Consider the following 22,716-nt stretch of genomic DNA (forward strand, 5'->3'; position numbering starts at 1 on the left):
ATGCCCAATTTTTAAGTAGCTCTTAAATCAATTAAACAATCCCAATAGATATTGGGATTGCGTGTTAGCCATATTTCGCTTTTACTTAAGTGAAAGAATAGTCTACAAGTTCTTTACAATTAATTTTGTGTTACTGCAACCGAATTATTTGGGGATCCAGTAACAATACAAATCCTGCGCATGACGTAAAAACAGTAGATGTGGCTTTGTCAAGAATGTCAGCTATTGGAGCCGTTTCTTTATTGGTTCCAGGACCAAAAATGATCTATCATTTTGGAGAATTAGGCTGGGACACGTCTATATTTAGTTGTAATAATGGAACGGTAAATACGCCTAATGATGCTATTCCCGGAGATTGTAAATTGGACACAAAACCACAACCACAATGGACGAATAATTGGTTAGCAAACAACAATAGAAATAAAATTTATACGGATTGGGCAAAGATGATTAGTTTGAAAACAACGGAGGCTGTTTTTACTGGTACGGCAACGATGAACAATAGCTCGTCCTTATCACAAACTATTAAAATTACAAACTCAGCTCTTGCAAGTACGCAGCTTAAAAACGTTTTGGTACTTGCCAATTTTGATGTAACTGCTAAGGCTATCGCTACTGGTTTTCCATATCCTGGAACATGGTATAATCTGATGGATAATACTACTATTAATGTAACGGATACATCGGCACCCATTACAGTTGAAGCTGGTGGTTTTAGAATTTATGGAAACAAAGTAGCCTTTTTGGCAATAGCTAAATATGAAGGCGCGTCAGAGATTTATTTGTACCCTAATCCAGCTTCTAATTACTTTACTTTAAATACAAATACCACTGAAGTTCAGGTTTTTTCAATGGCAGGACAATTAGTGAAAAGTTTTGAGACGACTCATTCCAAAGATACTCCCGATGCTATCAGGGATTTGAGTAAAGGGCTTTACATTGTGAAAGCAGTAAATGAAAACAATGAAGTTCAAGTGATGAAATTTATAAAAGAATAATGTTTGGTTTTATTTCTGAAAAAGCTGTCCCTTAAAAGGCAGCTTTTTTATACAAAAAAACTGCTCCATAAATGAAGCAGTTTTTAAACAAATTATAGCTAATGAAGAAGATTAAACTTTACCGTTCTTTATTTCTTCCACAATTTCCGGATTCAATAAAGTGGAGGTATCTCCAAAATTCGAATAATCACCTTCAGCTATTTTACGCAAGATTCTACGCATAATTTTGCCTGAACGTGTTTTAGGTAAACCAGACACAAATTGAATTTTATCTAACTTGGCGATAGGCCCGATTTGGTTAGACACTTGCTGGTTGATTTCCTTGATTAGATTTGCTCTATCGCGAGACTCTCCAGTTTCTTTTAGAATAACAAAGCCATATAATGCATTCCCTTTGATGTCATGAGGGAAACCTACAATCGCTGACTCAGCAACTGCCGGATGCTCGTTAATCGCATCTTCAATGGGAGCGGTGCCCAGGTTGTGACCTGAAACGATAACAACGTCATCAACACGGCCTGTAATTCTGTAATACCCCACTTCATCACGTAAAGCTCCGTCACCGGTGAAATATTTACCTGGAAAGGCAGTAAAATAGGTTTCTTTATAACGCTGATGATCACCCCAAATAGTTCTGGCAATTCCTGGCCATGGATATTTAATACATAAACTACCGACTACTTGATTACCTTCTATTTCGTTCCTTTTTTCATCCATCAATACGGGTTGGATTCCTGGTAATGGTAGTGTAGCATACGTTGGTTTAGTAGGAGTCACAAATGGGATAGGGGAAATCATGATACCTCCTGTTTCCGTTTGCCACCACGTGTCGACTACGGGACATCTTTTACCGCCAACATGGTCGTTGTACCAATGCCAAGCTTCTTCATTTATAGGTTCTCCTACAGAGCCAATTACTTTTAAGGTTTCTAATTGGTATTTTTGCACGTAATCTAAACTCTCTTTTGCCAAAGCACGAATAGCAGTTGGCGCAGTATAGAATTGTGTTACTTTGTGTTTAACAATAACTTCCCAAAAACGACTGTAATCTGGATAAGAAGGAACTCCTTCAAAAATTACCGTTGTAGCTCCGTTCAATAAAGGACCGTAGAGAATGTACGAATGTCCAGTAATCCAACCAATATCTGCAGTACACCAGAAAATATCGTTGTCTTCATAATTAAATACATTTTTAAAAGTATAGGCTGTGTACACCATATATCCCGCTGTGGTATGTACCATTCCCTTGGGTTTACCTGTGGAACCGGATGTGTAGAGTATAAACAAAGGATCTTCAGCATCCATGATTTCTGCCGTATTATTGTCTGAAGCTGTATCTAAAAGGGGTTGCAACCATTGGTCACGTCCTTCCTTCATGTTTATGGTGCTGTTGGTTCTTTTGACCACTAATACGCTAGCAACACAAGGAGTGTTTACTAATGCTTCATCGATTATTCCTTTTAAATCAATCGTTTTGTTTCCACGATATCCACCGTCTGAAGTGATGACCATTTTACAGTCACTGTCATTTATTCTGGTGGCCACTGCTGATGCTGAAAATCCAGCGAAAACAACAGAATGTATGGCTCCAATTCTGGCACAGGCCAAAGTGGCAATTGCTAGTTCAGGAATCATCGGGAGATAGATACAAACACGATCTCCTTTTTCTACTCCTTGTTCCCGCAATACATTTGCCATTTTACAAACGCGTTGGTGCAGTTCCGTATAGGAAATATGTAACGCTTCTTCGCCAGGGTCGTTTGGTTCAAAAATGATTGCGGTTTTGTCTCCTTTTTTGGCAAGGTGTCTGTCAATACAATTTTTAGTAATATTGACTTTAGCATCGACAAACCATTTTATATCGGCTTCTGCCATATTGAAATCAACTACTTTTTCCCATTCTTGGTACCAGGTAAAGTTTTCGGAAGCAATTTTGTCCCAGAACTTTCTTGGCTCACGAACTGATTTTTTATATTCTTTAAAGTATTCTTCGAGATTATTAATTTTATAGCGGCTCATAGTTTGCTGGATATATTTATTTATTTAGCGTGTTATTTTTGTTAAAAGTACCAATTTCATATTTTATTAAAACGGCTTTAATTTCGTCAATAATAGTTTCATCATCTATTGTCGACGGGATTTGAAACTCTTCTCCGTCTGCGATACTTCGCATCAGTTTTCGAAGAATTTTACCCGAACGAGTTTTTGGCAATCGATTTACGATAACCACATTTCTTAAAGAAGCGACAGCTCCTATTTGCTGGCGTATGACATGGGTAATTTCATATTCTAATTGAAAATGTTCAATTCCGTCATTTAGTTTAGTAACCACGAGAGCTAGAGGTATTTGTCCTCTTAGGGCATCGTTGATTCCAATAACAGCACATTCTGCTATAGATTGATGAGAAGCGACTACTTCTTCCATCTCGGCCGTTGAAAGTCGATGCCCGGCAACGTTGATGACATCATCGACTCTTCCGGTTATATAAATATAATCGTCGTCATCTTTATACCCTCCGTCACCTGAAAAATAATAGCCAGGATATTGTTCTAAATAGCCCGAATTAAAACGGGAATTGTCTTTCCATAAATCAAGTAGCGTTCCCGGAGGCAGTGGTAGTTTTACCACCACATATCCTTGTTGATTTGCTTGCGCTTCATTGCCTTCTTCATCAAATATTTTAATGTCATAGCCACAAACTGCCTTACCCACAGAACCTGGTTTTATGGGTAAAGTTTCAACTCCTAACATGTTCGCTATCATCGGCCATCCTGATTCGGTTTGCCACCAATGGTCAATTGCCGGAATGGGAATATGTTGGTTATACCATGCTAAAGTGGCAAGATCGCAACGTTCCCCAGCTAAAAACTGTGTTTTCAAAGAACTTAAATCATATTGTTTTATGAAATCTCCATTCGGATCTTCTTTTCTTATGGCGCGAATGGCTGTGGGTGCCGTAAACATCGCGTTTACTTTATGCTTTTCAATGATTCTCCAAAAGGTACTGGCATCCGGTGTTTTTATTGGTTTCCCTTCAAAAATAACCGTACTGTTTCTATTGATCAAAGGACCGTAAACGATAAAGCTGTGACCTACTACCCAACCCACATCCGATGCTGCCCAAAAAACAGCACCTTCTTTTATGTTGTAGATTTTTTGCATCGAAAATTTTAATGCAACAGCGTATCCGCCGGTGTCACGAACTACTCCTTTTGGTTTTCCGGTTGTTCCTGAAGTATACAAAATGTATAATGGGTGTGTGGCGTTAAGAGGTATGCAAGGCGTTTCTCTAGAGCCGTAAACTACCGCGTCATAATCTACATCATATTTTTTAAATGGAATTCTAGCGCCTAATTTTCTATTGAATACGATTACTTTTTTAGGTCTGTGGGAAGCCAGTTCAATAGCCTCATCCACTAATGGTTTGTAGGTGATTAATTTGTCTACTTCTATTCCGGAGGAGGCAGTTATAATCATGCGAGGTTTGCAGTCGTCTATTCTGATTGCTAATTCATGCGGCGCAAAACCACCAAAAACAACCGAATGGATTACGCCAATTCTAGCACAAGCTAACATTGCAAAGGCTGCTTGGGGAATCATTGGCATATATATTATAGCGGTATCCCCTTTTTTCATTCCCAATGATTGCATCCCTCCAGCGAGTTTTGCCACTTCGGTTTTTGCTTCTGAAAAAGTGTATTTTCGTATGGTTTGTGTCACTGGCGAATCATAGATAAATGCCACTTGATCACCGTGGCCATCCTCAATGTGTTTGTCAAGTGCGAGATAGCATAAATTTAGCTCCCCGTCTTTATACCATAATGGATAGCCGTTATCATCTTCTGACAAGGTGATTTCGGGTTTGTTGTACCATTCGATTGCAGTTGCCTCCTCTTTCCAGAATTCTCCGGGATTAACGATGCTTTTTGCGTAATATTCGTTGTAATTCATGATGTAGCTATTCTAAATTATTGAATTAATTCCTGCACTTGTTCTACTAGTTTTTTTATTGAAAAGGGTTTTGTTACATAGAGATTTGCTCCTAATGAAAGTCCTTTTTCAATATCTTTTTCCTTGTTCTTTGCCGATAGGAAGATGACTTTACAATGTTGTAATCGTTCGTCATTTTTTATTTGTTCCAATGTGGCAAAACCGTCAACCATAGGCATCATTACATCGAGAATGATTACGTCTGGAAGTTGTTTTTCTAGAATATCTAATGCTTCTTGTCCGTCACGCGCTATGAAAACTTCGAAATTATTCTTCTTGAATGTATATTCAAGTGACATAACAATATTGGGCTCATCATCTACAATTAAAATTTTCTTCATGGCTATTGTTTTTCAGTTGTATTATAATTGGGTAATGTGAAAATAAATGTCGCACCATTCCCTAGTGTACTTTCGACCCAAATGTTCCCTTTGTGGTGTTCTATAATCTGTTTACAAATAGCGAGTCCTAAACCGCTTCCGACAGGTTTCTTTACGTTTTGATTTCGAGATTGATAGAACTTATCAAATATGGGTTCAAACTCTTCTCTTTTTATTCCTTTGCCATTATTGTGGACGCGGACTTCTACATCTTTGTCATTCTCAGTTACCGTAATCGTAATTTCCCCATCGGTTTCAGAGCAAAATTTTATGGCATTTGATAATAGGTTGTGAATAACCTGGATAATTCTTTCCTCGTCATAAAAGGCTTTTATTTCTTGTGAAGCGGCATTGAATACGACACTAATGTTTTGGTTTTTTATTAATTGGCTGACCGAGTCTATTGTGTTTTTTATGTTTTTTGAAATGTCATTTTTTGACAGATAAAGTTTCTGTTTTCCTGTTTCGAATTTCTCTAAATCCAGGATTTTGTCAATCAAACGATTTAAACGATCCGATTCCGAAATAATACTTTGTAGAAACTGTTTTCTAACTTCTTTTGGAATGTCGTCGTCGTCGTCATGCAAGATTTCGCTTGCTGCACGAATCGCGGTAATAGGCGTTCTTAGTTCATGGGTAACGGTGTCCAGAAATTCATCTTTTTGAATGTCCTTATTTATTAATTCTTGATTGGCATTTTTTAACTGTTCTGATATTTTTTTTAATTCAGTCGAAGTGTCGGTCAGTTTTTTGTTGATAATAATATTCTCTTGAGATTCTTCTAGAATGCGCAGTACTTCGGGTAAGCTTATTTTGTCTTCTTTAATTACACTAGAGATTAAAATTTTAGCGGAAGCTGTACCAATATGACCGGTCAATAAATTCTCTGCAAATTTTATAAATCGGGCATCGGCAGTCGTAATGTTTTTATCGATATTGTATTTTACGTTAAAAATGTTCAGTGCGCGTTTTGTTCTGTCCTGCCCCAGGAAACGTTGCAACACTTTTTCAATGTCGGAGATGTAGGCGGTTCCTTTCCATACAAATGCATTCTCATGATTTGTGATGTATTTATCGATATCAACAAACATTTCGGCATAATTGCGCTCTCTGTAATTTCCCTTGAAACTTACCGAAACGGCAAGATAACTCATCGTGTTTAGCAGCATGCTCCAAAAAAAGGCATGTTGAATAGGTTCTAAATAATCCAGTCCAAAAAGCTGAAAAGGTTTTAATGTTTCAATTGCCCAAGGTCCTTCTTGAATGAATGTACTAGAAGAAGACGTGATTCCGATGGTATAAGGAAGTAATAAGGTATAAAAACAGACAAGGAAACCAAGAGTGATTCCCGTTATTGCACCTTTTTTAGATCCTCGTTTCCAGAATAAAGCACCAAAAAATGAAGGGGCTAATTGTGCAATAACAACGAAGGAAACTAAGCCTATGGAAACTAATGAGTAATCCAGAGCAAAAAACCGGTAGATAAAGTAGGCTATAATAATTAATGAAAAAATAGCGATTTTTCTACTGTTCAAAATTCGTTTGTTGTTTTTTTTCTGAGAAGAATTTTCTAATGAACCTACAAATCCATAAGGAATTAATAAGTTGTTACTGAGCATAGTGGATAGTGATATGGACGAAACAATAATCATGGAAATTGCTGCCGAAAACCCACCAAGAAACACTAAAACGGTCAAGGTGTTATTGTTGAAAAATTGTGGAATCAACAGAGAATAGGTATCTGCATTCAAACCTTGTCCTTCAAAAAGTATGTTGCCGCCCCAAGCAATTGGGAAAACGAAAAGATTAAAGGCTAGTAGATACAATGGGAAAAGCCATATTGCTGTTCTAATGTGTTTTTCGTTATTGTTTTCAACAATAGCGGTGTGAAATTGTCTAGGAAGGAGGAAAATAGCAAACATGGATAAAACGCAAAGAAAAAACCAATTTATACCTCCGGATAATCCTCCAATAGTATTTTTTTTGTCAAAGTTATCTAGTAGTGCCGCTTTAGAATAGATGTCGTCAAAACCATCAAACACAAAGTAGGTTACATAAATGCCAATGATTAAGAAGAAGACTAATTTTAGAATAGATTCCATCGCAACCGCAGTGACAATTCCGTGTCTTTTTTCGGAAGCATCTACATATTTTGTTCCGTAATAGGAGGCAAATAAAGCAAGTGCAATACAAACGTAAGTGGTGGTGTCACTAAAAATATTGGAACTCGACTGTGTATCGGTGACAATATTAAAAGTATCTGAAATGGATTTTAGTTGTAAAGCAATATAAGGCAAAATTCCCAAAATACAGATTAAGGTGACAACTGCTCCTAAGAAGCGGCTATTACCATATCGTAAAGAAATAAAATCAGCAATACTAGATATTTTGTTGACTCTTGAAATTCGGACAATTCTTTTAAGGATAATCATCCAAGTTGGAATGATGATAACTGGGCCCACATAAATTGGGAGGTAACTTAATCCTGATTCTGCTGCAACCCCAATACTTCCATAATAAGTCCACGCAGTACAATACACAGCTAAGGAAAACGAATAGATATACGGATTAGTAGTCCATTTAGAATTACTCCTTTTTTCTGCCCAATGCGCTATATAAAAAAGAATTAATACATAGAGAGCTAAAATCAATAAAAGACCGATACTACTCATAATATTTTTTGATTATCGTGTAAGAGATCGCTATCGAGAACAACCATGCCGAAAAGATATAGATGTATATAATTGGAAAGCCAAAAAGAGATTTTGAATTGTCAAATAATAGCAATAGCGGTATATTCAGTGCTAGTAATAGCAGCATTGAAAGGGTAACCAACTTTTGTTCGTGTCTTTTTTTCATGATGTTAAATAATACAATCCCTACAAACAAATGTAGAGATTGTATGGTTTAAAAATAATTTTTATAAGTTAATTAATAATTTTAATGTGTTGCTTCTCCTGCACCAGAAGGAATTCTAATGTGCTCCACAATATCTTGAACATCTTGCGGAGGCTCCGGTGTAAAACTTTTAACAGTAAATGCTACGACAAAGTTAACTAGCATGGCTATAGTTCCAAAACCTTCAGGCGAAATTCCAAACCACCAGCTTTCTTTTAAGCCAGCAACAGCATCTTGTCCACCGTCAAAAAGACCGAATTTAAATTTCAACATGTAGAAAAGCATTAATAAAAGTCCGATCACCATACCTGATATGGCTCCTTCTTTATTCATTTTTTTGTCAAAAATACCAAGGATAATCGCAGGGAAAAGAGAGGCAGCGGCTAATCCAAAAGCGAGTGCCACAACTGCGGCGACAAAACCTGGAGGATTTATACCGAAATAACCTGCAATAACTACTGCGACTGCTGCAGCTCCACGAGCAGCCCAAAGTTCTCCTTTTTCAGAAATATTTGGGTTGATCATTTTCTTGATAATATCATGAGATACAGAAGCTGAAATAACTAACAATAAACCAGCAGCAGTAGATAAGGCAGCAGCTAACGCTCCCGCTGCTACTAACGCAATAACCCAGTTAGGTAAGTTTGCAATTTCAGGATTGGCAAGTACCATGATATCTTTATCAATAATCAACTCACTACCTTTATTTCCTTTTGCTTCTTCGGCTGCTAAAAAAGTGGCATCTTTAGAGGCATCATTATAATATTGAATTTTACCATCTCCATTTTTATCTTCGAATGTTAACAAACCGGTTTTCTCCCATTTGGTAAACCAAGCTGGCATTGAAGTATAGTCTTTTCCGTTAACAGTCTCAATTAAATTTGTTTTTGCAAACACAGCAATTGCTGGTGCAGTAGTATATAATATGGCAATTAAAATCAATGCATATCCAGCTGATTTTCTGGCATCTTTTACTCTTTTAACAGTAAAGAAACGAACAATAACGTGAGGTAATCCTGCAGTACCAACCATTAAGGCTAATGTGATTGCAAATACATCTATCATTGATTTTGTTCCATCGGTATATACTGCAAAGCCAAGATCTGTAGAAAGACCGTTTAGTTTGTCAAGTAAATAAGTGTCAGTACCCAAAACTGTTCCCCCCATTCCTAATTGTGGAACTGGGTTTCCTGTCATTTGTATAGAAATAAAGATAGCAGGAACCATGAAGGCGAATATTAACACACAATATTGTGCTACTTGGGTATAAGTGATCCCTTTCATTCCACCTAAAGTGGCGTAGAATAAAACAATTACCATACCTATGATAACTCCAGTATTAATATCAACTTCTAAAAATTTAGAAAATACGAGACCTACGCCACGCATTTGTCCAGCTACGTAGGTAAAAGAAACGACTAGCGCACAAACGACAGCAACGGTTCTGGCACTATTAGAATAGTAGCGTTCTCCAATGAAATCCGGTACAGTAAATTTCCCAAATTTTCGCAGATAAGGCGCTAGTAAAAGGGCCAGTAATACATATCCACCGGTCCATCCCATCAAGTAAACGGCTCCGTCATATCCATCAAAGGAGATGATTCCGGCCATAGATATAAAGGAAGCGGCACTCATCCAGTCAGCGGCCGTAGCCATACCATTTGCTAATGGCGAAATTTCTCCACCGGCAACATAAAATTCTTTAGTCGATGTCGCACGCGACCAGATTGCAATCCCAATATAGAGGGCAAATGTTACCCCAACAAGTATATAGGTCCAAGTTTGTAAATCCATGATGTTTATTTTTTTATAGTTTTTAGATTATTCGTCGTAGCCGTATTTTTTGTCTAGTTTGTTCATTAAATGAACATAAACAAATATCAGTATGACAAATACATAAATTGAACCTTGTTGTGCAAACCAGAAACCAAGTGGGAAGCCACCTAATTTAAAGGAATCTAATGCTTGTTTGAAAAGGATTCCTGCTCCGTAGGAAACAGCGAACCAAATACTTAATAATATCAGAAGGTATCTTAGGTTTTCCTTCCAATACGCAGTTGCGTTGTCTTGTTTATCGCTCATGATAATATGATTTAAAAAGTTTAGTGGATTATAGGTAAATCATTGCTTGCAGCGTAACAGTATTTACTGCTTTGTTTGTTCCGTATTTTAAAGTTTGGTATTCTAAAGTTAGTTTAGAATTATGACCGCTAAAAAATGCATTAGCACCAATACCCAATTGCGAAGCATTATCGTTAATCGCATCTATTTGTCTTTCATCATAAGACACATAAGGTTGAAAACGAGTTTTTGATTTTCCAGGAAGAACGTAACCCAGGTGCCCATGAGCCATTGATCCCGTTTCATAAGTGGTACCTAATCTATAGTTTTTTCCGTAATCGGTGTTTTGATATAGGGCATAAGCTGTAATAGCTGCTCCTTGAGCTCCTACTGGTACATCATAAAAAGCATCAAGTCCAAAAATAGTAACATTTTCGCCACTTAAATTTCCAGCAGTATCAGCAATTACAGAACCATTAGGATGTGAAAAGAAACCAGCTCCAATATTAAACACCTTTTTTGTTCCTAAATAAGTTCCTACTTTATAAGGTAAAAAGTTACTCTCAGAATCTAAAAATCCATATTCAAAATAACCGGCGTATGTTCTTCCTGCTTCTTTTGAACCTAATAATCTTTTACCGGTATAAGTTGCTGGACCGTTGTTTGTTGGTACTGTAGTTGCTTGTAAATTATTAGTTCCCGCACCGTTTATGGCAACGCGATATTGAAACTTCCCAACAGTTCCTTTAGCGTAGACTCCAATGTGTCTGGCAAATTGATCGGATAGTCCCAAAGTTGCCCATGATTGTCTTTGGTTGTCCAGTGTCATGAGGTTTAAAGTACTTTGGTTGTTCAAACGAGAAATTCCATTCCAATAATGTAATCCACCTCCAATTGCATTATTTTTTCCAAGGCTGTATTGAGCCCATGCATCGTGCATAAATACTTGTGAACCTGCACCTAATCCAGTTGGGCTCATTGTATCTGAGTTTAGACTGTTAAGGCCCCAATGCGTTAGAATTAAAAAATCTTTGTTAATTTGTGCGTATAGTAACACACGCGCTCTTCTCACGCTGAAATCCAGATCAGCTTGCTCATTCCCATTTGCGTCTAGTGGACGGTCTGAATTGTACTGTCCCCAAATTTGTGCCCAAGATATCACTCTAAGATACTTTGAGCCATCCTCATTAAGGTTAAATTTCATTCCGGCTCCATAATCAGGAGAACCCTGCGAAAAGCCTTTTAAGGATAGAAGCAGGACTGCTGCAATCAAATAAACTTTTTTCATAATTAATTATTAGTTTGGTTAAGTGAAATGGTTAGTTTCGAGAGTGCCAAAGTCTAATTTTTTGTTAAGAAAAAAAAGTAAGGTATATATATGTGTAAAGTACTATAGTTAATCTTTAAAACGTTCCCATTTGATGAGCATAAACTTATCTCCCAGCTCTGTTATTATCATCCCTGCCCCTGACAGTAAATCTTTGTTTTTTATGTATTCGACGAGTTCTAAGTGGGTATAGATTTTATAGGTAGGGTGGTAATTAGCGTGAGATGGTTTTTTGATGTTAAAAGACTTTACCCAGTTGCTGACAGTCACATGGGATACCCCAATAATACGCTCGATTTCTCGATAACTCAATCCTTCCAGATATAGCTGTAACGCTTTGGTTACATAGTATTCATCTATCTTTTTTCCGATTTTGTTAACAGTAAAAAAATAATTGCATTTTTTACATAAATACCTTTGTTTGTTGTTGATCACACCGCTTTTTATGATCTGGTTTCCTTGGCATTTTGGGCAGGCTAAAATCTCCATATATATAAAATTTGCATAAATATATTAATTTAGCATTTATATTTAGAATATAATGTAAAAAAAATGGTTTTAATTTGTTGAAACGCTATTTATAGTAATGATTTATTGAGGTTTTGATAATTATTAAATACTATTTATTTGTGAGTTTTTCAGAGTTTAATCAGTCGGTAGTCAAAACCTTGTCTATTTTGTGTAATTTTAGTATTAATAAGTAGTTTATGAAAAATTCAATAGCAGAACGGATAGCGGATTTTTTAAAAAATCAACCTCCCTTTTTGAGTCTTAGCCTCCCTGATTTGATTGCCATTTCTAGAGAATCCCAGGTGGTTTATTTGGAGAAAAATCAAGTGCTTTTTAATGTTAATGATCAGCCTCATTCTTTTTTTTATATTGTTAAAGACGGAGCGGTGGGCTTGTCTATTTCGTATGATGAAAAAGAAATTCTTATCGACAAATGTGACGAAGGCGATATTATGGGACTTCGTCCTTTTTTTGCCAAGGACAATTATCTAATGGATGCTATAGCTCGTGAAGAAAGTTTGCTTTACGCAATTCCTATTGCCGTTTTTAAACCGTATATTTTTCAGAATCCAGAGGTTTCTGAATTTTTATTGGAAAGTTTCGCTTCAAATACGCGAAATCCCCATGACAAAGAAAATAAGGGGAAGTTGATTTCAGAAAATATAATCTATAATGAACAGGATGCTGCAATGCAGTATTTTAAACCCATTTCATATACTGAAAACCCTATTACAGCTACTGGGAAAGAAACTATAAAATCCATAGCTGAAACGATGGTCAAATATAAGATAGGTAGTGTTATTATTGAAAAAAATTATTTGCCAATAGGTATTATTACTGATAAAGATTTACGTTCTAAAATTGCTACGGGAATTTTTGCCATTAGCGATAGTGCAGACCAAATTATGTCGGTACCCGTAATCACCGTGTCTGCAAAAAGGTCCGTTGCTGAAATCCAGTTAATAATGATGCAGCACAATATTGGTCATTTGTGTGTGACTTCAGATGGTACGCCAGCATCAGAAATTATAGGTATTATTTCCGAGCATGATGTCTTTACAGCTCAGGCTAATAATCCAGGAGTACTTGTAAAACAAACAAAAAGGGCGCAAACTCCACTTGAACTGAAAGTGATCAGAGCAAATCTGACTAAATTAATTGTGAATGCGTTGTATGAAAATATTCCAATCGCACATATATGCCAGATTGTGGGGGAGGTCAATACGGCCATTACAAGAAGAGCAATTGAGTTGTCTATTTTTAAAATTAAACAGCATCCTCCTGTTCGATTTGCATGGTTAAATATAGGGAGTCAGGGAAGGAAAGAACAGTTGCTCTTGACGGATCAAGATAATGCTTTGGTTTTTGAAGATGTAGCTGCGGAAAGACATGATGAGGTTAAAAAATATTTTATTCGATTAGCGGAAAATGTGACACACATATTAAATATAGTCGGGTATGAATTATGTCCTGCTGAAATGATGGCCAGTAATCCACTATGGTGTAATTCGTTAACGTGGTGGAAGGAACAATATACTACTTGGATAATTAGTCCAGGGGAGAAAGGGATTTTAATGTGTTCGATTTTTTTTGATTATGACTTTGTTTACGGGGATGAAGAATTGGTTGCCGAAATCACGAAGACTATTTTTAAAAACATAGACAACAACCAGATTTTTTTTGCGTACTTAGGGGGTGATGCTTTGAAGAATCCGCCTCCGTTAAGTTTCTTTAGGCAGTTTTTAGTAGAAAAGGATGGCGAACATAAAGATGAATTTGATGTTAAAGGTCGGGGATTAATGCCTTTAATTGATGCGGCCAGATTGTTGTGTTTACATCAAAAAACAATTGGGGTAAACAATACGTTCTTAAGATTTAAAGAATTAGCGGCCTTAGAGCCGCAAAATGCATCAATTTATGAAGCTTGTTCCGATGCATTCTCTGTTTTGCAAAAATTCAGGACCGAAGAAGGTTTTGCAAGTAACTCTAGTGGAAGGTATTTGGACTTAGATAAATTATCAAAATTAGATAAGCTAAAGCTTAAGAATGCTTTTCATCCTATTCACGAGGTACAGGAAATTCTTAAAACCCGATTTCAACTCACTTACTTTACTTAAATGGCACTGTTTAATTGGTTTAAAAAAGATAAAAAAATCTATCCTGAATTTTGGCAAAGCTATTTGTCCTGTTTTGATTCTAAATTAAAAGAGAATACAGAGAATACAGAGAAGCGGCTAGTGGCTTTTGATACGGAAACTACAGGCCTGGATTTTAGAACGGATGTAATTCTGTCCATTGGTGCTGTCGGTATTGATGAAAACACAATTCGTGTGAAGGATTATTTAGAGTTGTTTTTGCTGCAAGATGTTTTTAAAAGAGAAACAGTTCCTATTCATGGGATTTTAAAGGAAGGTAAAGAAGAAAAAATAACGGAATCCGAAGCAGTAATACAATTTCTAGAATTCATAAGCGATGCGGTACTTGTGGGTCATCACGTAAGTTTTGATATTAAAATGATAAACGAAGGATTAAAACGCATGGGTCTGGGGAAACTTAAAAACAGAAGTATAGATACTGATGTGATGTATCAAAAATTTAAGGGGCTTCAGGAAGATCAACACTCTGGTTTGGATGAGTTATGCGGGATTTTTAAAATTCAAAAAAGTGATCGACACACGGCAATTGGGGATGCGTATATCACAGCATTGATTTATTTGCGACTTAAAAATACATGGAAACGGTAGTGTCATGTGGAAATATATTTATATTGTAATTGGATAATTATCTATTTATATTATTGAAAATCAATATAATATACTATTATTCGAGAAATTTATTTTAAATTTGATTAACTCTATTTTGCTTTTTAGTTGATAATTGAAAGTAGTGCTATTGGGACAGTTTATTTGATAACAATTTTAAAATAGGAGCTATGAAAAAAGTAAATATTATTTGGATAATGGTGATCGCTTGTGCAATAACCTTAACGCCTATGTTTGGGCAATCTCGCTCTAAGAAGAACAAAATTATTGCCGACAGCAAGACAGCAAAGATCGAATTCATTAAAACGGATCCTCTTATGACAGGACTTTTTGAAAAAGCGTTTGGCTATGTCATCTTCCCCAATGTGGGAAAGGGTGGATTTGTAATAGGGGGAGCGGCTGGAAACGGAGCTGTGTATGAACGCAACAATTTGGTGGGTATGGCAAAGCTTTCGCAGCTGAGTATAGGATTTCAAGCAGGCGGTCAAGCGTATAGGGAGGTAATCTTTTTTGAGTCAGAAACTGATATGGAACGGTTTAAAAATAATCAATTTGAGTTTGCAGCTCAAGTGTCGGCAGTAGCTGTGACATCTGGAGCATCAGCGAATATCAAGTATGCCGAAGGCGTTATGGTGTTTACCATGCAGAAGGGTGGACTCATGTATGAGGCATCAGTGGGCGGACAGCAATTTAAATTTAGTAAATTGTAAGAAGCCCTACTGTTGGGGTCTAGAGGGATAATATAGGTTTTATTGTAGTTTGGGCTCGGTGTGGTTTCGGTCTAACAAGGGGTTGAGATACTTAAAAGTAAGAAAAAGAATCAAATTGCAGCTTTGTTTGTGATGTTATTATGCTGTAGAGCACAAATTCCAAATTCCAAATCCCGAAACCTCGGGACTGTTTGCATTTTGTGGGAGGTCCAGTCCCCATGTTTCGGGAGAGGGAGTCTCTGGATTAGTTGTTTTTTCTAAACAAATTGCCCTAAATGAGTAAAATCGTAAAGTATTGATGATTAGAGCCATTATCATTGCGGAAAAGCAGAGCATTATGAGATTTAATTTTAGAAATATAAATTTAAAGGTGCGCTATTTTTAAAAAGTATTGATTTAGCTGAAGTTAAAAAACTCCAATCAAGATTTAATTATTAAGGGAATGGAATTGAAAAGAAGGAATGTAAAATTTTCTGAAGATAGAATTAGTTTGGTCAGGAGGTAAACTAAATAATGATAAAGAAAAGGAGCTAATGGCTTCTTTCTTTGTGCTATAGAGTTATGTTCTAAAACAAAAAACCCGAATATTTCTATTCGGGTATTAAAGTGGTGCCTCCAGGGATCGAACCAGGGACACATGGATTTTCAGTCCATTGCTCTACCATCTGAGCTAAGGCACCATTCTCATTGCGGGTGCAAATATAGGATGATTTTTAGTATATCCAAAACATTTTTTTAAAAAAATCAATTCGTACCTTTGCAAAATCAAAATTCAAATTATGATTTTAACAGTTGATGTGGGGAATACAAGAATTAAAGCTGCTGTTTTTGAGGGGGATATCCTCTTGGAGCATTTTGTTTTTGTAAAAGAAGAGCTCCAAAAAAACATTAAAAATATTTTAAAAAAATTTACAAATACTGCCCATCTAGTTGTTGCATCGGTTGGAAATGTCGCAAAAGAGTCTTTTTTGGAGTTTGAAAAAGAGGTGGAAGTTCATTTTGTTTCCCATAATGACCCTTTTCCTTTCGTTAATGGGTATGAAACGCCACGAACTTTGGGAATTGATAGGATGGTTCTTGCTGCCGGAGCAACTTTACAGTTTCCGGGGCAGAATAGATTAGTCATCGATGCCGGAACTTGTGTCACATTTGATTTTATAAATGAGAGTGACGAATATCTTGGAGGTGCTATTGCCCCTGGATTGCAATTGCGATATAAATCATTGCATGACTTTACTGCTAAGCTGCCATTGTTGTCGTTGGAAAGTCCTGAAGCCTTAGTGGGTAGATCAACCACGGAATCAATCCATTCCGGAGTTGTAAATGGGTTAGTCTATGAGATTGACGGTTTTATAGATGAATATCGAGCGATTTGTTCAAATTTTATAATAATTTTAACGGGTGGAGATACAGAATTTTTGGCTAAACGATTAAAAAATACCATATTTGCCAATTCAAATTTTCTTATAGAAAGTTTGAACCAAACATTTCAATATAAAATCAAAAATGATTAAAAAAATTATAGTAAGCGCTTGTTTGCTTTTATCGTTAGTTTCTTTTGCTCAAGAAGGTACTTCATCGCCTTATTCATATTATGGAATAGGAGACATTAGATTTAAGGGAACGGTTGAAAGTCGTTCTATGGCAGGAGTAGCGGTCGAACAAGACAGTATTCACATCAACTTACAAAATCCTGCAAGTTTTGCTAATTTAAAGTTGACCACGTTTGCCCTTGGAGGGACATATAACACCACTACATTAAAATCAGACACTAAGAGCGAAAAGGCGAGAAGAACAACGTTAGATTATCTTGCGGTTGGATTGCCTTTCGGTAAAATTGGAGTCGGATTTGGATTAATCCCTTATTCTTCTGTGGGGTATAAAATAGAATCAATTTCGGCAGATGTCAATACAAGTAACAGACGCTATAACGGTTCTGGAGGATTGAATAAAGCTTTTTTAGGAGTAGGATATAAAATAAATTCTAACTTTAGTATTGGTGCCGACGCTCAGTATAACTTCGGGAAAATTGAAACGAATAGTTTAGAGTTTGTTACTGATATTCCCATCGGTACTCGAGAGAGTAACACGGCTAATTTGTCAGGTGTCAATTTTGATATTGGAGCTATGTACAAGGCTAAGCTAAATAACAAGTTAAATGTATATGGTAGTCTTAATTATGCATTTGAAAACTCCTTGACATCTCAAAACACAAGGAACATAGCTACTGTGGCTTATAATTTAGGATTTGATTTAGCGGTTGTGGATGTTGTGGGAGAACAAAAAAACAGTGTTAACTTAAAGTTTCCTGGCAAACTAACAGTAAGTGCAGGTATAGGAGAATCGCAAAAGTGGTTAATTGGTGGAAAAGTAGCTTATCAAAAATCATCAGGGCAAGCGAATAGCTACAATGATTTTAGTAATGTAGGCTATGGTAAATATGGGAATGTGAGTCTAGGAGGGTATTATATTCCTGATTACAACTCATTTTCAAGTTACTTGAAAAGAATTGTTTATCGAGGAGGTTTGAAATATGAAAAAACAGGCCTAGTTGTTAATGGAGAATCTATAAATGATGTTGGATTTACATTAGGGTTTGGGTTGCCAATAACGGAGACTCTTTCTAATGTGAACATTGGGTTGGAATTGGGAAAAAAAGGAACTACATCGTCGAACTTAGTTCAGGAGAATTATGTGAATATTAGTGTCGGATTTTCGTTGAATGACAAGTGGTTCGTGCAAAGAAAATTCGAATAATAAAGGCATTACAATACATTTCACTTTGTCAATATGGACGTATGATTTTATTCAAAAGGCATAAAATACTTAACCTAGTCACAGTTTTTGCTGTGACTCTGTTTTTTGGGTGTGAAAGTAATTTTAAAGAAGTTCAAAAAATCAATGTTACGGAATTTACGCCAAGTGGAGACGCTGATAAAGTGAATTTAAAATATACTGATTCGGGCCTGATAAAAGTTGTTTTGCTTAGCCCTAAAATGTTGGATTTCTCCACAGTTGATTTTCCTTTTACGGAATTCCCTAAGGGAATAGATGTCACTTTGTTTGATAACAAAGGGAAGACTACCCGTGTGACGTCAAATTATGCTATATCGTATAAAGTTACCGGCATAATTGATTTACAGGGAAAAGTAAAGATTGTTGCTGAAAAAGGACAAACGCTCGAAACGGAGCAATTGTACTACGATCAAAAAAATGAATGGTTTTTTACTGAAAAAAAGTTTAAATTTACAGATATCAAAGGATCTTCAAACGGACAAGGAATAGATTTTAGTAAAGATTTCAAGATTATCAATTCACAAAGATTAACTGGCGAATTTGATTCGTCGGAATAAACATCAAATAGCTATATTATGGGTTACTTAAAATACACGCCTTACATTTACCTTATTTTCGCTTTGTACTTCATTTATGAGGCAATTGTAAAATGGAATGATCCCGATGCTACACCTTGGTTGAGTGTAATGATTGCCGCACTGGCGATTTTTATGTTTTTCTTCAGGAGAAAGTATGCTAAGAAGATGCAAGACCGTAATAACCAATCCTAATCTATGGAAATTGGTGTTATAATACTATGTCTAATACTAAGTGCCTTTTTTTCGGGGATGGAAATTGCATTTATCTCTTCGAATAAAATTTATCTAGAAATAGAGAAGAAGCAGGATAATTTCCTTTCTAAAATTCTTACCAAACTTACCGAAAAACCATCAAAATTTATTGCTGCCATGCTTATTGGGAACAATATTGCGTTAGTTGTTTATGGGTTTTTCATGGGTGCTTTACTGATGAATCAGATAGATGCGTTAGGGTATCATTTTTCTGATTTATTGAATTTACTTATTCAGACAGTCCTGTCTACTCTGGTCGTTTTGATAACAGCGGAGTTTTTACCGAAAGTTTTTTTTCAAATTTACGCGAATATCCTTATCAAATTTTTTGCGCTGCCGGCATATGTTTTCTATGTGCTGGTTTATTTTATTTCTTCGTTCTTAATCTGGGTTTCTGATTTTGTCCTAAAAAAATTCTTTAGAACAGATGGAGATCAGATACAGCTTTATTTCAGTAAAGTAGAGCTTGGGAATTACATTACGGAGCAAATGAGCAGCGTTGAAGATGATGATGAGGTAGACTCAGAAATACAAATGTTTCAGAATGCCTTGGAATTCTCAGGTGTGAAGGCTAGAGATATTATGAGTCCCAGAACTGAACTTATAGCTATTGATTTATTTGACTCGATTGCGGAACTTAAAGAATTATTTATCGAAACAGGTTATTCTAAGGTCGTGGTCTATCAAAATTCAGTGGATGATATTGTGGGTTATGTGCATTCCTTTGATTTGTTTAAGAAGCCCGAAAGTATTAAATCGGTTGTTATTCCTGTCGAATTTGTTCCTGAAACGATTTACATCAAAGATGTCATGAATTTGCTTACTAAAAAGCGAAAAAGTGTAGCGGTGGTTCTGGATGAATATGGCGGTACTTCTGGCATAATTACCATTGAAGATATTGTGGAAGAGCTTTTTGGAGAGATTGAAGACGAACACGATTCAGATGAGGAGTTAATTGAAAAGGAATTGGGAGATGATACTTATATTTTTTCGGCTCGATTTGATGTTGAGTATTTGAATCAGACCTATAAGCTTAATATACCTGAAAGTGATTCTTATGGTACCTTGGGAGGTTTTATTGTTGATTTTACTAACGATATTCCGTTAAAGGGAGAGGTGATCAGTATAGGGATGTATCATTTTATAATAGAGGATGCTACAAATAAGAAAATTGAATTGGTTAAATTGACCGTAAAAGACTGATTTATTTTATAAATATATTTTTTTTGTAAAATAAAACGCTACGAGTATAATTATTAATTAGATAATTGTATTTTCGCAAACTGAATATAAAATTAACAACAATAAAAATGGCAGTTTTATCAAATATTAGACAACGTTCGGCTTTAATGATTGCAGTAATCGCATTTGCATTATTTGCATTTATCATTGGTGATTTATTCAACAGTGGTGGCTTTAGCAGTACATCAAAAGATGTGGGAAGTATTAATGGAAAAGATATTTCATTTGAGGATTTCAGAATTAAAGTAACTAATGTTGAAAAAAGTCAGCAAGGAATTACTTCTACAGCAGCAGCAAACAGAGTGTGGGATCAAGAGGTTTCTGTAGCTTTGTTAACTTCTGAATTTGATAAATTAGGTTTAAGAGTTGGAGAGAAACATTTATTGGCAGTTTTAAAGGCAGATCCTAATATTGGGAAAAACCCAATGTTCTTGAACGCAGCAGGGATGTTTGATATCGCAAAATTCAAAGAATATTTCAAGTCAAACCCTGCGCAAGCGCAATTTCTGAAAGATAGAGAAGTAGATGCTGAGCTTAACGCCAAATATCAAATCTATAACACTCTGATAAAGTCAGGTGTTTATACTACTCAGAGTGAAGGAAAGTTAAAATATGAAATGGAATCCAACAAAGTGAATTTTGCTTATGTTGCCGGTTTATATTCTACTATCAAAGACAGTGACGTAAAAGTGACTGATGCTGAGATAATGGATTACATGAAGAAAAATGTAAAGAAATTTAAAGCAGACGAAACTCGTGAAGTAGAGTATGTTTTAATTGCAGATGAAGCTTCAAAAGAAGACGAGGTTGCAGTGAAAGAGAGAATAAGTGGTTTGTTGGGTGGAAGCGTAGTTTACAACCAGCAAACTGGCAAAAACGATACTTTGGCAGGATTTAAAACTGCTAAAAACACAATTGAATTTGTGAATTCAAAGTCAGATGTGCCTTACGATTCTACTTATATAGCTAAGAAAGATTTGCCTGCTATTGATGCGGATCAATTATTTAATCTTGCTCCGGGAGCAGTTTATGGACCATACGTTTTTGGAAACTACTATGCTGTTTCAAAATCTATGGGTAAAAAACTAGGGGTAAATGCAAAAGCAAGTCATATCTTAATCAGTTATGAAGGAACACAGGTTCCAAATAAAAAAGAACAAAGAACCAAAGAAGAAGCGAAAGTAAAAGCTGAAGCTTTATTAGCACAAGTAAAAGCGAATCCTGATAGTTTCATGATGTTGGCTTTTTCTAACTCGGATGATTCATCCGCACAACAGGGTGGGGATTTAGGGTATTTCAGCCAAAATCAAATGGTGAAACCATTTAACGATTTTGTTTTCAATAGCAGTATTGGCTCAATGGGTTTAGTGGAAACTCCTTTCGGATTTCACATTATCAAAGTGACTGACAAACAAGACGGTATTCGTTTGGCAACGGTAGCACTAAAACTGGAAGCGTCAGAAGCTACTTCAGACAAAGCGTTTACACAGGCGACTAAATTTGAAATGGATGCAACGGAGAAAGATTTCAGTGCTGTCGCAAAAGAGATGGGACTTACAGTTGTTCCTGAAATTAGCGTGAAAGCAATGGATGAAAATTTCGGACTGTTAGGGGTGCAGAGATCTATCGTAAGATGGGCTTTTGAAAATGATTCTAAAGTTGGTACAATAAAAAGATTTGAAGTAGCTAACGTTGGACATGTTATTGCAAGAGTAAAAGGTATAGATGATTCGGGTTTAGTAGCGCTGATATTAGCTAAACCTTATGTAGAGCCAATTCTTAAGAACAAGAAAAAAGCGGAATTAATCAAAGCTAAAATGACAGGAAGTTCTATAGAAGCTATTGCAAAGGCAGCAGGTTCTAGTGTGTTGCAAGCAACTGACGTGATTATGGAAAATCCAATGTTAACAGGTGTTGGACTAGAGCCAAAGGTTGTTGGAAATGCATTCGCTTTGGAAGCAAATAAAATGTCTGCACCAATAGAAGGAAATACTGGAGTATATGTTGTTAAAAGCGTAAGCACAGTTAAAGCACCAGCTTTAAAAGATTTTTCTCCTTATGTAGCAAAGATGAAAGCACAGTCTGCTGGAGATGTAAACAGAGTTTTACCAGCGCTTAAAGACAATGCAACTATAGAAGACAATAGAAAACAATTTAATTACTAGTGTATTTAAAGTAATTACTCATTTCATAAAAAAAACCCGATACATT

At 36.1% G+C, this 22,716-nt stretch carries 19 protein-coding genes and 1 tRNA gene; 10 read left to right on the plus strand and 10 right to left on the minus strand.

Annotation, left to right across the window (positions count from 1 at the left end; translation table 11 throughout):
• Positions 1–125 precede the first annotated feature (125 nt).
• Positions 126–998, plus strand: coding sequence for a T9SS type A sorting domain-containing protein (locus CXF59_RS14225; protein ID WP_232758909.1), 873 nt, complete (start codon positions 126–128; stop codon positions 996–998).
• Positions 999–1,109: 111 nt separating this feature from the next.
• Here the strand turns inward: CXF59_RS14225 and acs are convergent, their stop codons facing one another.
• The 9 genes from acs to CXF59_RS14270 form a co-directional block, all read right to left on the minus strand.
• Complete coding sequence (gene acs / locus CXF59_RS14230; protein ID WP_101138393.1) at positions 1,110–3,017, minus strand: acetate--CoA ligase; 1,908 nt, start codon at positions 3,015–3,017, stop codon at positions 1,110–1,112.
• Positions 3,018–3,033: 16 nt separating this feature from the next.
• The gene (locus tag CXF59_RS14235; RefSeq protein WP_101138394.1) at positions 3,034–4,950 is read right to left on the minus strand and encodes an AMP-binding protein; all 1,917 of its coding nucleotides are present in this window, start codon (positions 4,948–4,950) and stop codon (positions 3,034–3,036) included.
• Between the two features lie 17 nt (positions 4,951–4,967).
• Positions 4,968–5,330 carry a response regulator transcription factor gene (locus CXF59_RS14240; protein ID WP_101138395.1) on the minus strand — a complete coding sequence of 121 codons (363 nt, stop codon included), beginning with the start codon at positions 5,328–5,330 and terminating at the stop codon, positions 4,968–4,970.
• A gap of 2 nt (positions 5,331–5,332) precedes the next feature.
• Positions 5,333–8,041 carry a sensor histidine kinase gene (locus CXF59_RS14245; RefSeq protein ID WP_101138396.1) on the minus strand — a complete coding sequence of 903 codons (2,709 nt, stop codon included), beginning with the start codon at positions 8,039–8,041 and terminating at the stop codon, positions 5,333–5,335.
• The gene (locus tag CXF59_RS14250; RefSeq protein ID WP_101138397.1) at positions 8,034–8,228 is read right to left on the minus strand and encodes a hypothetical protein; all 195 of its coding nucleotides are present in this window, start codon (positions 8,226–8,228) and stop codon (positions 8,034–8,036) included. The genes CXF59_RS14245 and CXF59_RS14250 overlap by 8 nt, the downstream gene beginning before the upstream one ends.
• 81 nt (positions 8,229–8,309) lie before the next feature.
• Complete coding sequence (locus tag CXF59_RS14255; protein ID WP_101138398.1) at positions 8,310–10,061, minus strand: sodium:solute symporter family protein; 1,752 nt, start codon at positions 10,059–10,061, stop codon at positions 8,310–8,312.
• A gap of 27 nt (positions 10,062–10,088) precedes the next feature.
• Complete coding sequence (locus CXF59_RS14260; protein WP_016988203.1) at positions 10,089–10,349, minus strand: DUF4212 domain-containing protein; 261 nt, start codon at positions 10,347–10,349, stop codon at positions 10,089–10,091.
• Positions 10,350–10,377: 28 nt separating this feature from the next.
• Complete coding sequence (locus tag CXF59_RS14265) at positions 10,378–11,616, minus strand: hypothetical protein (protein ID WP_101138399.1); 1,239 nt, start codon at positions 11,614–11,616, stop codon at positions 10,378–10,380.
• Positions 11,617–11,724: 108 nt separating this feature from the next.
• Positions 11,725–12,144, minus strand: coding sequence for a helix-turn-helix domain-containing protein (locus CXF59_RS14270; protein WP_101138400.1), 420 nt, complete (start codon positions 12,142–12,144; stop codon positions 11,725–11,727).
• Between the two features lie 218 nt (positions 12,145–12,362).
• Here CXF59_RS14270 and CXF59_RS14275 point away from each other — a divergent pair, with 218 nt between their 5' ends.
• From CXF59_RS14275 to CXF59_RS14285, 3 genes are all read left to right on the plus strand, one after another.
• Positions 12,363–14,282 carry a DUF294 nucleotidyltransferase-like domain-containing protein gene (locus CXF59_RS14275; protein WP_101138401.1) on the plus strand — a complete coding sequence of 640 codons (1,920 nt, stop codon included), beginning with the start codon at positions 12,363–12,365 and terminating at the stop codon, positions 14,280–14,282.
• Positions 14,283–14,909 carry a 3'-5' exonuclease gene (locus CXF59_RS14280; RefSeq protein WP_101138402.1) on the plus strand — a complete coding sequence of 209 codons (627 nt, stop codon included), beginning with the start codon at positions 14,283–14,285 and terminating at the stop codon, positions 14,907–14,909.
• 188 nt (positions 14,910–15,097) lie between these two features.
• Positions 15,098–15,637 carry a YSC84-related protein gene (locus CXF59_RS14285; protein WP_198554705.1) on the plus strand — a complete coding sequence of 180 codons (540 nt, stop codon included), beginning with the start codon at positions 15,098–15,100 and terminating at the stop codon, positions 15,635–15,637.
• Between the two features lie 607 nt (positions 15,638–16,244).
• Here the strand turns inward: CXF59_RS14285 and CXF59_RS14290 are convergent.
• Positions 16,245–16,317, minus strand: a tRNA-Phe gene (locus CXF59_RS14290).
• Positions 16,318–16,416: 99 nt separating this feature from the next.
• On the opposite strand from CXF59_RS14290, the gene CXF59_RS14295 reads away from it, so the two are divergent.
• The 6 genes from CXF59_RS14295 (at position 16,417) to CXF59_RS14320 (ending at position 22,670) form a co-directional block, all read left to right on the plus strand.
• On the plus strand, positions 16,417–17,151 hold the full coding sequence (locus CXF59_RS14295; RefSeq protein WP_101138404.1) for a type III pantothenate kinase: 735 nt from the start codon (positions 16,417–16,419) through the stop codon (positions 17,149–17,151).
• A complete protein-coding gene (locus CXF59_RS14300; RefSeq protein WP_101138405.1) occupies positions 17,144–18,394 on the plus strand; it encodes a hypothetical protein in 1,251 nt (416 codons plus the stop codon). The genes CXF59_RS14295 and CXF59_RS14300 overlap by 8 nt, the downstream gene beginning before the upstream one ends.
• A gap of 41 nt (positions 18,395–18,435) precedes the next feature.
• The gene (lptC, locus tag CXF59_RS14305; RefSeq protein WP_101138406.1) at positions 18,436–18,990 is read left to right on the plus strand and encodes an LPS export ABC transporter periplasmic protein LptC; all 555 of its coding nucleotides are present in this window, start codon (positions 18,436–18,438) and stop codon (positions 18,988–18,990) included.
• Between the two features lie 18 nt (positions 18,991–19,008).
• The gene (locus CXF59_RS14310; RefSeq protein WP_101138407.1) at positions 19,009–19,203 is read left to right on the plus strand and encodes a DUF6526 family protein; all 195 of its coding nucleotides are present in this window, start codon (positions 19,009–19,011) and stop codon (positions 19,201–19,203) included.
• A gap of 3 nt (positions 19,204–19,206) precedes the next feature.
• The gene (locus CXF59_RS14315; RefSeq protein WP_101138408.1) at positions 19,207–20,466 is read left to right on the plus strand and encodes a hemolysin family protein; all 1,260 of its coding nucleotides are present in this window, start codon (positions 19,207–19,209) and stop codon (positions 20,464–20,466) included.
• A gap of 107 nt (positions 20,467–20,573) precedes the next feature.
• Entirely contained in the window at positions 20,574–22,670 is a 2,097-nt protein-coding gene (locus CXF59_RS14320; protein WP_101138409.1) for a peptidylprolyl isomerase, read from the plus strand.
• Positions 22,671–22,716 lie beyond the last annotated feature (46 nt).

It is taken from the genome of Flavobacterium sp. ALD4 (assembly GCF_002836475.1).
GTDB lineage: Bacteria > Bacteroidota > Bacteroidia > Flavobacteriales > Flavobacteriaceae > Flavobacterium.